The following is a 12,842-nucleotide window of genomic DNA, read 5'->3' as shown; positions in this document are numbered from 1 at the left end:
CTCAGCCCGCCACCCGCGCACAGAACGCATCAAGCGCTGCGAGTTTGATTGGACCGCTTCCCGCTTCCCGCTCAAAGCCCGGCATTGCCAATCGCTCCCCGATTGCCATTCCCCCCGGGGGAACGAACTGCGCGGGTTTGCGCGTCAGGTTGAAGACGAAGAGCAGCTTCTCGCTTCCTTTGGCGCGCGTGAAGGCCAGGAGGTCCTGATTGGTGCCGATGAAGTCCATGGTGCCGTCGAGCAGTGCCGGGTGCCTTTTTCGGAATTCGAGCGTCTGCCGGTAGTGATGCAGCACGGAGTGCGGATCGATCTCCTGCGTATCGACGGAAAGAGCCGCCTGCTCGTAAGGCACCGGCAACCACGATTTCTCCGCCGTCGTAAAGCCGGCATGCGCCTTCGCCGCCTCCCAGGGCATGGGCGTTCGGCATCCGTCGCGTCCCTTGAATGCCGGCCAGAAGCGGATGCCGTAGGGATCACGCAAATCCTCGAAGGCGAGCTCGGCCTCGGGAAGGCCGAGCTCTTCACCCTGGTAGAGGCAGATCGAGCCGCGCAGCGTCGCCAGGACCGACATGGCGAGCTTGGCGATGGTTGGTCGCTCCGCTTCCGTCTTTGCAAATCGGCTGACGTGGCGGTTGACGTCGTGGTTCGAAAAAGCCCAGCAGACCCATCCGTCCGCGACCGATTTCTGGAATGCATCGACGCAGCTGCGGATATGCGCGGCGGTAAATTCGGGTCCGAGTAGATCGAAAGTGTAGCACATGTGCAGCTTGTCGCCGCCGCTTGTGTAGGCGGCAACGGTCTTCAGCGATCGTGCACCATCACCGACCTCGCCGACCGTCGTACGTGCCTCGTAGCGGTTGAGCAACGCACGGAACCGCTTTAGGAAACCGATATTCTCCGGCTGCGTCTTGTCATAGAGGTGGTTCTGCATGCCGTAGGGGTTCGTGTCCGGCGCATCGAGGCCGGCGTCGGTTTCGTCCGGGGCATGCGGCGGGTTGTCGCGAAGCAGCTTGTCGCAGAAGTAATAGTTGACGGTGTCGAGGCGGAAGCCGTCTACGCCCCGGTCCAGCCAGAACTTCACGGTGGAAAGCACTGCTTCCTGGACCTCCGGATTGTGGAAATTGAGATCAGGCTGCGAGCTGAGGAAATTGTGCTGGTAATATTGCCGACGCACGCCGTCCCATTCCCATCCCGGCCCACCGAAGATCGAGAGCCAGTTGTTGGGCGCGGTGCCGTCCGGCTTCGGATCCGCCCACACGTACCAGTCCGCCTTCGGATTGGTGCGGCTCGAACGGCTTTCGATAAACCAGGGATGGAGGTCGGAGGTATGGGAAATCACCTGATCGATGATGACCTTGATGCCGAGCCCGTGCGCCGCCGTCATCATCGCGTCGAAATCAGCGAGCGTGCCGAAAATCGGATCGACGTCGCAGTAATCCAAGACGTCGTAGCCCATATCGGCCATCGGTGATTTGAAGAAGGGTGACAGCCAGATTGCGTCGACGCCGAGACTGGCGATATAGGGCAATCTCCGGGTAATGCCCTTCAGGTCTCCGAGGCCATCTGCGTTGGTGTCCTGAAAGGAGCGTGGATAGACCTGATATATGACAGCACCGCGCCACCAGTCCGCAGTCTTGTCCGCAAGCGCCATCAACCGTTCCTCTCCTGCATCGTCCGATAGTGCCCACACTAAAGCGGGAACGAGAAAAAACAACCTTCAGCCGCGATCTGCCACGCAGCCCTGCTTCTGCATCTTGCGCCTGATCTTTTCGCGTTTCTTCATGTCCTTGCTCGGCAGCTTGCCGCCCGTGGCATTGCGCTCCATAAGGGCAAGCGTAGCACAATCGATCTTGCGTCCCTTGCCGCCCCCGCCGTGTCCGTAAGCGGTGGTCGACAGGACGGACGATGCTCCAAGCAATGCGGCAATTAGAAAGCCTGCGATCTTCTGCATCGCCTTGCCCCTCCCATAGAGCGCGCAAGCACCAGTATGCGTCGCGACCCTGAGGCAAACAATCCGAACCTGTAGCCTGAGGCCCGATGTCGCTCGCCGCTTGTCAGGAAGGTGCTCTGCGCGTATCAGCGAAGCAGCAAAATTCAGGGAGGCTTTCTGTGAGCGGGCGTTTTCTATCGATTGGTGAATGCATGGTTGAGCTGTCGCAGGCAGGTGCTGGCTTGCTGCGCAAGGGCTTTGCCGGGGATACGCTGAACACTGCCTGGTACGCCCGTGCCTGCCTACCCGCGGATTGGTCTGTCGAGTATTTTACCGCGCTCGGCGACGAAGCGATGTCCGATGAGATGATCTCCTTCTTCAAGCAGGCGGGCATCGGCACCGAATTTGTCAGGCGCATCAAGGGCAAGGCGCCTGGTCTTTACATGATTAGTCTCAAGGACGGCGAACGCTCCTTCAGTTACTGGCGCGATAGCTCCGCTGCCCGCCAGCTTGCGGCCGACGCGGAGCTCTTGCGCGAGGCGATCGAAGCCTGCGACGTCATCTATTTCTCCGGCATCACGCTTGCGATCCTGTCGCGCAACGACGCTGATACCTTGCTCACCGAGGTCCGTCGCGCCAAGGCGGCCGGAAAGATCGTTGCCTTCGACCCCAACATCCGTCCGCGGCTCTGGTCGAGTTATGACGTGATGCATGCGACGATCAGCGAAGGCGCGCGCGCCTCTTCCCTGGTGCTGCCGAGTTTTGATGATGAGGCAACTCACTTCGGCGACATCTCGATAGAGGCAACCATCCAGCGGTATCGCACACTTGGTGCGGCCGACGTGGTGGTCAAGAACGGCGCAGAGGGGGCCACGCTGAGTTTCGACGGCGTCGAGAGCTTCGTTCCCGCCGAAAAGGTCAAGACGGTCGTCGATACAACCAGCGCCGGCGACAGCTTCAACGGCGCCTTCCTCGCACGCTATCTCGAGAACAAGGATGCCCCGGCTGCAGCGGCGTTTGCCGCCAAGGTCGCCGGACGCGTTGTCAGCGAACACGGCGCCCTCGTTGCATGGGAAAAGCTCGGCATCAAGAAGGCATAAGCAGCACTGACCCATCGCCGCAAAGCGACTGTAATATTTCCATCATCGACGACCGCCAGAATGCCAGACGCGGGAATCGAGTCTCCGGGTCCGCCCGGAGTTGGGCCGCCGCTTTCGCGGGCGCGGTATGATAAAATTGGGGCTTGCTGCAACAAATGACGGATGTTGGAGGCAACGAGAGCCGGGACGCATCGCGGCTTTGTGTGATGGAACGGCTGGTTATTATCAGCGATGCCTGGCATCCGCAGGTCAATGGCGTCGTCCGTTCGATCGAGAACACCAACCGTGAATTGGCGAAGATGGGCATTGAGGCGGCGATGGTGACGCCGCAGGGCTTCCACAGCATCCCTTGCCCCACCTACCCTGAAATTCGTCTCTCGATCGCCAACTATAGCCGCGTCGCGCGCGAGATTGAACGGCATATGCCTTCCTACGTTCACATCGCGACCGAAGGCCCTTTGGGGCTGACGGCGCGGCGCTGGTGCCTGAAGAACCGAATGCCCTTCTCCACCAGCTACCATACCCGCTTTCCGGAATACGTCTCGGCCCGCCTTCCCGTACCGAAGCGCTGGCTCTATGCCTTCGTTCGTTGGTTCCACAACTCAGGCGCCGGTTGCATGGTCGCGACCCCAAGCCTTGCACGCGAACTCTCCGACAAGGGCATTCGGAACCTGATGCCGTGGAGCCGCGGCATCGACGCCAATCATTTTCGTCCGATGCCTGTGGAAGATGCGCCATTCGGCCTCGCCCGTCCGATCTTCATGACGGTCGGCCGCGTGGCCCTGGAAAAGAACCTGCCCGCCTTCCTGGATCTGGACCTGCCTGGATCGAAAGTCGTGGTGGGTGATGGACCGGCGCGCGCCGAGCTCGAGAAGCGCTACAAAGATGTGCTCTTCACCGGTCTAAAAGTCGGCGAGGACCTCGCAAAGGCTTATGCGCAGGCGGATGTATTCGTCTTTCCGTCGCTGACAGATACATTCGGCAATACAATTTTGGAGGCGCTCGCCTCCGGTGTTCCGGTCGCCGCCTATCCGGTCACCGGCCCACTCGACATTATCGGTGAAGATAGCGAGGTCGGCGCCCTCGACGACGACCTCAAGGTCGCCTGCCTGGAAGCATTGTCTGCCTCGCGCGAGAAAGCCCGCGAACTCGCTCTGCAATACTCCTGGGAAGCGGCGACCACGCAGTTCATCAACAACATCCGCGCCGCCAACGGCGTGATTACGCCAAAATGGAAAAAGGCGTGGCAATTCGCCGCCAGGTCGCTACCAAGAACGAAAAAACCCGGCGAGCCCGCCGAGCCTATCTCATCAGGAACCTGATCCGCTATTTGTTGAACGCGTCAGGGTCCCGACTGGCAATGGTGACCGCGCTAGGCTCCTCTGGTGTCCCGGCAACGGCGTTCAGAGCCCGCAACCATGGATCGAGCCGCCTGGGCCGATCAGGTCCGCTTCTTCTTCGATTCGTACGGATTATCCGGCGAACGATAATGAATGCGGATCGGCACACTTGGCATATCGAAATCGTTGCGCAGGCCGTTGATCAGATAGCGGGTGTAGGACTCCGGCAGCGCGTCCGAACGCGTGCAGGATATCATGAAGGCCGGCGGGCGAGCCTTCACCTGCGTCATGTACTTGAGCTTGATGCGGCGGCCGGAGACTGCCGGTGGCGGATGCTGAACCTGCTGCTGTTCCAGCCAGCGATTGAGGCGCGCGGTCGAAATACGCTTGTTCCAGACCCTGTCCGTATCGATGATAGACTGCATCAGCTTGTCGAGCCCGCGGCCAGTCTGACCGGAGATCGGCACGGCGCGGATGCCGCGCGCCTGCGGCAGCAACCGGTCGGTCTTTTCGCGCAGATCGGCGAGAACAGCCTGTGGTTCTTCGATCATGTCCCATTTGTTGAACGCGAGCACGGCAGCCCGGCCCTCGCGAAGGACGAGATCGACGATGTGCAGGTCCTGCTTCTCGAACGGGATCGTCGCATCGAAGACGATGACCACAAGTTCGGCGAAGCGGATGGCGCGCAGCGTGTCGGCGACGGAGAGCTTTTCCAGCTTCTCGATCACCTTCGCCTTGCGGCGCATTCCCGCCGTATCGAACATCTTGATGGTGCGACCGCGCCAGTCCCATTCCACGGAGATCGAGTCACGCGTGATGCCGGCTTCCGGTCCGGTCAGCAACCGGTCTTCGCCGAGGAAGCGGTTGATCAGCGTCGACTTGCCGGCATTCGGGCGGCCGACGATCGCCACGCGCAGCGGCTTGGTGTCGTCATAGGCCAGCTCTTCCTCTTCCTCGCCTTCCTCACCGGTCGGCTGAGGGATATCGACGTCGGTGACGGCGACATCTTCCTTCGGCGGAAATGCGCGCTCTTCACCGAGGGCGGCAATAATTGCGTCTCGCAGGTCGAGCATCCCCTGCCCGTGCTCGGCCGAGATCGGCGTCGGCTCACCAAGGCCGAGCGAATAGGCATCATAGAAGCCGGCGTCCGATCCACGCGCTTCCGACTTGTTGGCCACGAGGACCACAGGCTTGCCGCGACGGCGCAGCATCTCGGCAAGCGCCGTATCAACAGGTGTCAGGCCGGTCTTCGCATCGACGACGAAGAGGGAAAGATCGGCTTCATCGATCGCCGCTTCGGTCTGCGCACGCATGCGGCCCTGCAGGCTCTCTTCGTGGGCCTCTTCAAGACCGGCGGTGTCGACGATGGTGAAACGCAGGTCGACCAGCCGGGCCTCGCCGGGGCGACGGTCGCGTGTGACGCCCGGCGTATCGTCAACAAGCGCCAGCTTCTTCCCAACCAGGCGATTGAAAAGTGTCGACTTGCCGACATTCGGGCGACCGACGATGGCGACCGTAAAGCTCATTGAAATTCCTTACATTCAGCCCTGTGCGGCGGGCGCCTTGCCGGATGCGGTGATGTTATCAAGCATCATCTGGGCACGATTGGCAACATTGCGCGGGCTCTGCGCATCGTCAGCGATCGCCTGAAACCACTGGCGCGCCTGCGTCATGTTGCCAGCCTTATAAGCGGCAAGGCCGAGTGCTTCGCGGGCGGAGTGGCGGAAGGCGTTGCCGGGAACTGCCATTTCCTCAACCTGAGCCGAAACCTGATCGTAGGTGCCCCCTTCAATCAGCAACCACCCAGCCCGCATCTTGGCGGCATCGCGCACGGCTGCCGGCGCGGCGCTGTCCTTGCCGATCACGTCGAAGGCGGCAACGGCCCCTGCCGTATCACCCTTCTGCGCCAGCACACTGGCCGCGCGCAACCGCGCCAGGATCGGATAGGATCCGTGACCTTCCTTTTCCAGCGTCTCGAGCGCTGCCAGCGCCTCGTCGTGCTTGTTCTCGTCGGCGAGCTTCATCGCTGCGATGAACTTGTCGCCCGTGCCGGAGGACTGGTTATCGTCCCAATATTCATAGACCTTGAAGCCGATGGTGCCGAGAACGATCAGGACGGCGAGCGCGATCAGGTAGCGGCCGAACCGGCGCCATGCGCCCTTCACCTGGTCGGAACGCAGTTCCTCATTGACTTCACGAATGAAGCTGTCGTCGTTGAATGCCATTCTCGTCTCCGGCCGCGGATATGCTTCGGCATGCGGGTTGCACGCACATTGTGGGGCCTTCTACCCCATTTTTCAGCAGTTGTAAGGGGGATTGGAAAGAATCGTCACATAACGATCGGAGCCACGCCAATCAACAACTCGTGCAGCTTGAACGTGATGAGCGCCCAGGCCATAGCCCCGATGACGACTGCATAGAGATCGTACCTGCCTGAGACGAATGGGCGAAGGGTAAGCCCACCTGCGCGCTCGCGGCGCTTCAGCGCAATGCGCAGAATCACGCCCCATGCAAGAAAGGCGCCGAACAGCAGCACCGAAGAGGTCTCGCCGTTGGCCAAGAGATGCGCGAAAGCCCATATCTTCACCGACAACACCATCGGATGCTTCGTCCTGACGGCGATGTGCCCCGCCGGCAATAGCGACGCGGCCAGACAGATCAGGGCGAGCAGCATCAAGGTCAGCGTGATATGCGCCATCCAGACCGGCGGCGAGTAGAGCACACCGGTCACCTGCCGGGCCTGGCCGAAGCCATAGATCAGCAGGATGAGGGACAGGATGCTGACGACGGAATAGACACCTTTCCAGCCGTTCTCGCCCAGACTGTCGATCATGGACTGGCGAAACCCGGGCGCAATCACACGGATAAGATGAAGCCCGAGGAAAATGATGATGCCGACGATGAGCAATGCCATGGCGATCTCCTGTGCGTTTTCCGAGACTTAGCCGGAGCAACATAAAAACGCCAGCCTCACCGCAGCTTCGCCGCATTTCTGTAACAGGAAAACCGCAAACAAATTGTCGCGGTGTCCATGTTTCGCTCATTTTTCAAAGCCTCGCTCGCCCTTTCTTTGTTTGTTCCCAGCGCAGCCAGCGCCAGCGACCAGCCGAGGCAGCTCGTCATCATCTCCTTCGACGGCGCCCACGACAACGCGCTCTGGCAGAAGAGCCGTGAAATTGCGGCCAAGAACGGCGCACATTTCACCTATTTCCTCTCCTGCACCTTCCTGATGAACCAGGCGGCCAAGAAAGCCTATCAGGCGCCGCACGAAAAGCCGGGCAAGTCCAACGTCGGCTTTGCCCAAAGCGACGACGAGATCCGCGAGAGGCTCGGCAATATCTGGCACGCCCACCTCGAGGGTCACGACATCTCCAGCCACGCATGTGGCCACTTCGACGGCCGCCAGTGGAGCGAAGCCGACTGGTCGAAGGAATTTGCGACATTCCATGCCACACTGAAAAATGCGTGGAAGAGCGTCGATCTCGAAGAGCCGAAGGGCTGGCAGGATCTGGTCGACCATGGCATCCACGGCTTCCGCGCCCCCTACCTCTCGGCGACGCCGGGCGCAGACATGATCGCCGCGGAGAAAAAGGCTGGCTTCACCTATGACGCGAGCCTGGTGACCAAAGGACCCGCCATGCCGGTCGAGGAAGCTTCCATCATCCGCTTCGGCCTGCCGCTCATTCCCGAGGGCCCGCGCGAGAAGCCGATCATAGGCATGGACTACAACCTCTTCGTCCGCCACTCCAACGGTGAGGAAGACAAGGCCGATTCCAAGGAATTCGAAGACCGCTCCTATGCCGCCTTCAAGGACGCCTTCGACAAGCAATATTCGGGCAGCCGCATCCCGCTGCAACTCGGCTTTCACTTCGTCGAGATGAATGGCGGCGCCTACTGGCGGGCGCTCGACCGGCTGGTCAGCGATGTCTGCCACCGTGCGGACGTCGCTTGCGTCAGCTATTCCGAGGCGATTCCGATGATCGAGGCGCGCGGCAAGCTACAGGAACAGACGCAAACGTCGGGGCTTTGATGTCGCAAGACGGCCTCTCGCAGTGGCTGTGGCGCTCACCAGAATACGCTTTCAAATTGTAGTGGCATTTGCTATGCCTTGACGCGAAGAGCTTGGGCAAACAGAGGTTCCGCTTTGCCGTCGTAAATACCGGTCTCGTCCAGTTTCACCCTCATGCAGCGTGAGAGCCATTGGCTTTCGGCAGCATGATTGTGTTCACCGGGTGGTGGTCTGAGACCGGTCTGGCCTTGTTGAATGTGCCACGCGCAGCGATCGCTGTCCCAGCTCTTCCATCGCTAAAGACATCGCCATGCCGTGCCCCGCGGGGCTTTCTCGCCACCTTGGTGGACTTCCTTACCGGGAGGCCAAGACGGCATGTATCCTATTCTTCAGGTCCGCTGGACCATTATACTTAGAATGGCACCCGAGCCGTGGATCGCCTGCAGCGGATGTGGCGGGCCCAAGCCATTCAGATCGAGCGGCAAGCTCAGGCTGAATGCCAACGGCAAGAAGCTCGACGCCTGGCTCATCTACAGATGCACGAGCTGCGGCAAGACGTGGAACAGGCCGCTCGTCGAGCGTCAAAACCTGCGCGATATCGACCCAGGCACGCTTGAGGCGTTGCAGACGAACGACCCCGGCTTTATCCGGTTTCATGCCTTCGATCTCCAAGGGCTTCGGCTCAAGGCGAGCCGCATCGACCAATCCACCGGGATCGCTGTCGTGAAAGAAACGATCGGCACCGTTCAGCGAGCTTTGATGCTGGAAATTGGACTTGTGGTGCCGGGCGTGGCAAGCCTTCGGCTGGATGCTTGCGAGCGAACTGCGGCTGTCTCGATCGCGGCTGTCAGCGCTGCACGAGAAAGGCAGACTTACCGCCAATCCGGCGAGAAAGGACGTGCTGCGAAGAGCGCCGCAGGACGGCACGCGGATCTGCCTTGATCTTACGGGAGAAACGGATGCCATCGCCATTCTGTCGGCGGCTGTGGGGACCGCCGGACGCGAACCGGTTCTGCCGTGAATTGGCAGCTGAAACATGATTGCCCCTGCTCAAGAGAGGGAACATGCCGAAGCGAACCCGGAGGGAAAGCGCCCGGCCTTCTCCCGTCGGCGGGAGAAGGCCAAAGCAGATGGATGAGCGAAAATGGCGGACTTACGCCTTCCTCAGCCGTCGGCGTGGATGATGCCCGCCTCCCGTTCCAGATACCGCTGATCAATATCGGGCAGCGGCTCGCCTTCGATCGCGGATTCGAAGGTGCGCAGGCGCTTGTAGATCGACAACAGCTCGACGATCGTCGTCCAAGAGTTGACGAGATACTGGAATGAGCCGCGCACCTGATCGAAGACATTGTTGATCTGCGTCAACAGACCGAGCGTCAGCTTGCCGGCGACGATCGACGGCACGAGGACGATCAGGCTGAAGAGATTGTCGGCCTGCAGATAGAAGATGCGCGCGACGTTGAAATACATGTAGTGGAAATAGAGCCGGAAGTAGTTACGGCGCACATTCGCGAAGAGTTCGGCAACGGTCGGCGGCGACGCGCGGTCGACATGGTCTTCGCCGTAGACGAGCTCCTTGCGGTAGGAGGCTTCGACGCGCTGGTTGCGGAACTCCAGGCCGGGCAGCTTGATGCCGACCAGCCCAAGGAAGACCGTACCGAAGATTGACCAGAAGAGTGCCGCCCAGACGAGCGCATGCGGCACCTCGCCGATCAGCGGCAGCTCGGTGATGCTGGCGCCGATCTTGAACAGCACCGGCAGAAAGGCGATCAGCGTCATGACCGAGCTGACGAGGCTGACGCCGAGGCTTTCCACGGTGGACGAGAAGCGCATCGTGTCTTCCTGAACACGCTGGGAGGCGCCTTCGATATGGCGAAGCTTCGGCCAGTACGACATATAGTACTCGTTCATCGCCGTGCGCCAGCGGAAGATCCAGTGGCTGACGAAGAAGAGATTGAGCACGCCGACGGTAATCGCCACGAAGGCGATGCCGGCAAAGCCCAACATGCCAAGATAGAGCTGCGCTGCGGTAACAGCCGCGGTTTTTGCCAGCGCCTGCTGGATCAAATCATAGAACGGTCCGTACCAGGCATTGATGGCGACACTGACCTGAACCGAGAAATAGGTATTGAAGATGATCAGTGCCGAGCCGAGTACCGACCACATCTGCCAGCGGTGCGGACTGTAGGTGAACCAGAAGCCGGCAAAGAGTGCGACCGCCACGATATAGTAGATATAGAACCAAAGGAACGGAGCCGACCAGAAGACTGAGACACCAATCGGGGCCTCCTCTCCGGCCGCCAACGGCGGCAGACCAACGACTGCACCGAGGTCGGAGCCCACGAAATACCAAAAGAGAACGGCCAGAAGCGCCCAAGCGACAGCTGAGATGAAGAAAATCCTAGGCTTGGGGAAATAGGATACGAACACGAGAGAGCTTGCTTTCCTGAACTGGAGTTTTCGGAGTCTCTAACAGACCAATTGCGGCGAAAACTACGGCAGTTCGTAATGGGCGGCAATGGGCTCATCCTATTGTTACGCACTTGTAAGGCACTATCATAGCCTCCTGGCGACCGGCATCACCAGCATGGCGCACACCAAAAGCGCTCCAGCAGCGGCGTAAGTCGGCGTCGTGAAGCTGCCGGTTCGTTCAGCCATCCAGCCGGCGACAATGGGGCCGATGATCTGTCCGGTGCCAAATGCTGCCGTCATCGTCGCAAGGATTCGCCGTGGGCTGACCGGAGAAAGTTTGCGGCCGATCTGCAGACCATAGGCGGTGATTGCAAGGAAAGTGGCTCCAAACAGCGCGCCACCGATAAGCGGCGCTACCGAGTGCGGCAAGAGAACGGTCGCCAGCACGCCGACGGCCTCGATGAGAAGCGCCGCCACGTAGACCCGCCCCAGTCCCAACGGGCGGACGAACGGCTTCCAGGCAAAGAGCGCCACCGAAGCCGTCAGGCCAGCGATGAACCAGCTTAGAAATTCAACGGTCGGTCCGGTGGCATCCATGCGCGCAATCGTCACCAAGAACGTGCCGGTGATCACGTAGCCGAAGCCGAAAAGCCCGTAAGATGCCGTCACGAGGACCATAGGCAGGCTCCAGGCAATCTTCGGTTCCTTACCGTGCTGTGCCGAGGCTACCGGACCTTCGGGCAGCAACCACCAGACCGCCAGCAGACTGGCGGCCGAATAGATTGCCCCACCGATCCAGGATGCCCGCCAGGCGCCTGCGCTTCCATCAAAGAGCAGCCCGACCAGCAAAACCATGACAGACGAGAGCGCGATGCCAGCGCCCGGGCCACCGAAATGCGCCGCTTGAACATGGTCATTGCCGGCCAAGGCTCCGTGGCTGAGCACGATCTGCGAGCTGAAGACGAGAGCAAAGGCGCTCGCAACACCTGCCAGGAAACGAATGACGGCAAAAGCTGGAACGGATGTCGTCATTGCCATGGCCGCAAGGAGCAACGCCGTCGCCGCCAGTGCAAGAAGCGCCACTTTGCGCTCCCATCCGGTTGCCCAGCCATAGGCGGCGAGAACCGCGCCAACGAGATAGCCAACGAAGTTCGCAGAGGCGATGAAGCCTGCATCGGCGGCCGAGAGAGGCACGCCGCTCATCATGCTCGGCAGGATTGGGGTGTAGGAAAAGCGGCCGAAGCCCATGGCAGCGGCCATCGCGATCGCGCCTGCAAGCCCGGTCTTGAACAGGTTTCCGGGGAGAGTTTCATTGCGTGCCAACATATTGTGTTTATCGCGCTGCAGCATCGCGGCGACAATCAAGATTTTCTGATCGATCGATCAATCGCACGAAATCATGCCGGTGCACCTTGAAAGTTATTATCTTACGATACATGTTTTACGACATAGTGAACGATACATCAAAGGAGTGACCTATGAGAGGTTTTAGAGGTGGAATGATGGGCGGCGGCGGTTTTCGCATGGGGCGGAAGTTTGCGTCGGGCGACCTGCAACTGGTGATCCTGGCCCTCTTGGTGGAGCAACCCCGCCATGGCTACGAGCTTATCAAGCTGCTGGAAGAGCGCTCCGGCGGCTTTTATGTTCCAAGCCCTGGCGTGATCTATCCGGCGCTGACCTATCTGGAAGAGACCGGCCTTGCCGACGTCGAGAGCGAAGGCACCAAGAAGCTCTACCGCATCACAGAAAGCGGTCGAAGGCTTGTCGAAGAGAACCGGTCGATGATCGACATGACGCTCGGAAAACTGGAGAAGATCGGCGCGAAGATGGCGCATGTGCGCAGGATTTTCGATCCCGAAAGTCGCTCCAGCGATCGGGACGAGGATGTCTTCCCGGAAGACAAGAGCGAGGTCGCAGCAGCCCGTATGCTGCTGAGATCCGCGCTTCGGCTGCGCTATCCCTGGTCGAAGGACGAGGCCAAGCGCATCGCCGGCATTCTGGAGCGCGCGGCAGGCGAAATCCTTGCCGGCGGACGTTCGGGCAATTGACCC

General features: G+C 60.4%; 12 protein-coding genes. 5 read left to right on the top strand and 7 right to left on the bottom strand.

Going from position 1 to position 12,842, the window contains the following annotated elements:
* Position 1: 1 nt before the first annotated feature.
* On the bottom strand, positions 2–1,651 hold the full coding sequence (gene bglA / locus BN77_RS16615; RefSeq protein ID WP_007533961.1) for a beta-galactosidase BglA: 1,650 nt from the start codon (positions 1,649–1,651) through the stop codon (positions 2–4).
* A 66-nt stretch (positions 1,652–1,717) separates the two neighbouring features.
* The gene (locus BN77_RS16610; protein ID WP_007533959.1) at positions 1,718–1,951 is read right to left on the bottom strand and encodes a hypothetical protein; all 234 of its coding nucleotides are present in this window, start codon (positions 1,949–1,951) and stop codon (positions 1,718–1,720) included.
* Positions 1,952–2,109: 158 nt separating this feature from the next.
* On the opposite strand from BN77_RS16610, the gene BN77_RS16605 reads away from it, so the two are divergent.
* Complete coding sequence (locus tag BN77_RS16605; protein ID WP_040677856.1) at positions 2,110–3,030, top strand: sugar kinase; 921 nt, start codon at positions 2,110–2,112, stop codon at positions 3,028–3,030.
* Between the two features lie 155 nt (positions 3,031–3,185).
* Positions 3,186–4,352 carry a glycosyltransferase family 4 protein gene (locus BN77_RS16600; protein ID WP_085989839.1) on the top strand — a complete coding sequence of 389 codons (1,167 nt, stop codon included), beginning with the start codon at positions 3,186–3,188 and terminating at the stop codon, positions 4,350–4,352.
* Positions 4,353–4,471: 119 nt separating this feature from the next.
* Here BN77_RS16600 and der read toward each other — a convergent pair whose 3' ends face one another.
* The 3 genes from der to BN77_RS16585 form a co-directional block, all read right to left on the bottom strand.
* Positions 4,472–5,896 carry a ribosome biogenesis GTPase Der gene (der, locus tag BN77_RS16595; RefSeq protein ID WP_007533952.1) on the bottom strand — a complete coding sequence of 475 codons (1,425 nt, stop codon included), beginning with the start codon at positions 5,894–5,896 and terminating at the stop codon, positions 4,472–4,474.
* A gap of 15 nt (positions 5,897–5,911) precedes the next feature.
* Positions 5,912–6,595, bottom strand: coding sequence for a tetratricopeptide repeat protein (locus BN77_RS16590; protein ID WP_007533949.1), 684 nt, complete (start codon positions 6,593–6,595; stop codon positions 5,912–5,914).
* Between the two features lie 104 nt (positions 6,596–6,699).
* Complete coding sequence (locus tag BN77_RS16585) at positions 6,700–7,284, bottom strand: NnrU family protein (RefSeq protein ID WP_007533947.1); 585 nt, start codon at positions 7,282–7,284, stop codon at positions 6,700–6,702.
* Between the two features lie 117 nt (positions 7,285–7,401).
* Here BN77_RS16585 and BN77_RS16580 point away from each other — a divergent pair, with 117 nt between their 5' ends.
* Together BN77_RS16580 and BN77_RS16575 are read left to right on the top strand one after the other, a co-directional pair.
* Positions 7,402–8,400 (top strand): polysaccharide deacetylase family protein, encoded by a 999-nt coding sequence (locus BN77_RS16580; protein WP_007533946.1) that lies wholly within the window; start codon positions 7,402–7,404, stop codon positions 8,398–8,400.
* A gap of 354 nt (positions 8,401–8,754) precedes the next feature.
* A complete protein-coding gene (locus BN77_RS16575) occupies positions 8,755–9,321 on the top strand; it encodes a DUF1062 domain-containing protein (protein WP_007533944.1) in 567 nt (188 codons plus the stop codon).
* 222 nt (positions 9,322–9,543) lie between these two features.
* On the opposite strand, the gene bacA is transcribed toward BN77_RS16575, so the two are convergent.
* Entirely contained in the window at positions 9,544–10,809 is a 1,266-nt protein-coding gene (bacA, locus tag BN77_RS16570; protein WP_007533942.1) for a bacteroid development protein BacA, read from the bottom strand.
* Between the two features lie 126 nt (positions 10,810–10,935).
* Entirely contained in the window at positions 10,936–12,141 is a 1,206-nt protein-coding gene (locus BN77_RS16565; RefSeq protein WP_007533941.1) for a YbfB/YjiJ family MFS transporter, read from the bottom strand.
* A gap of 128 nt (positions 12,142–12,269) precedes the next feature.
* Between BN77_RS16565 and BN77_RS16560 the strand changes: the two genes are divergently transcribed.
* Entirely contained in the window at positions 12,270–12,839 is a 570-nt protein-coding gene (locus tag BN77_RS16560; protein ID WP_040677298.1) for a PadR family transcriptional regulator, read from the top strand.
* Positions 12,840–12,842 lie beyond the last annotated feature (3 nt).

This window comes from Rhizobium mesoamericanum STM3625, from assembly GCF_000312665.1.
GTDB lineage: Bacteria > Pseudomonadota > Alphaproteobacteria > Rhizobiales > Rhizobiaceae > Rhizobium > Rhizobium mesoamericanum.
The sequence above is the reverse complement of the archived record's forward strand: the minus strand, read 5'-3'. Positions and strand labels throughout refer to the sequence as shown.

Excerpts from the sequence above, each read along its gene's own strand:
- bglA (WP_007533961.1), bottom strand. The coding sequence starts at position 1,651 with ATGGCGCTTGCGGACAAGACTGCGGACTGGTGGCGCGGTGCTGTCATA.
- BN77_RS16610 (WP_007533959.1), bottom strand. The coding sequence starts at position 1,951 with ATGCAGAAGATCGCAGGCTTTCTAATTGCCGCATTGCTTGGAGCATCG.
- BN77_RS16600 (WP_085989839.1), top strand. The coding sequence starts at position 3,186 with ATGACGGATGTTGGAGGCAACGAGAGCCGGGACGCATCGCGGCTTTGT.
- der (WP_007533952.1), bottom strand. The coding sequence starts at position 5,896 with ATGAGCTTTACGGTCGCCATCGTCGGTCGCCCGAATGTCGGCAAGTCG.
- BN77_RS16590 (WP_007533949.1), bottom strand. The coding sequence starts at position 6,595 with ATGGCATTCAACGACGACAGCTTCATTCGTGAAGTCAATGAGGAACTG.
- BN77_RS16585 (WP_007533947.1), bottom strand. The coding sequence starts at position 7,284 with ATGGCATTGCTCATCGTCGGCATCATCATTTTCCTCGGGCTTCATCTT.
- BN77_RS16580 (WP_007533946.1), top strand. The coding sequence starts at position 7,402 with ATGTTTCGCTCATTTTTCAAAGCCTCGCTCGCCCTTTCTTTGTTTGTT.
- BN77_RS16575 (WP_007533944.1), top strand. The coding sequence starts at position 8,755 with ATGTATCCTATTCTTCAGGTCCGCTGGACCATTATACTTAGAATGGCA.
- BN77_RS16565 (WP_007533941.1), bottom strand. The coding sequence starts at position 12,141 with ATGCTGCAGCGCGATAAACACAATATGTTGGCACGCAATGAAACTCTC.
- BN77_RS16560 (WP_040677298.1), top strand. The coding sequence starts at position 12,270 with ATGAGAGGTTTTAGAGGTGGAATGATGGGCGGCGGCGGTTTTCGCATG.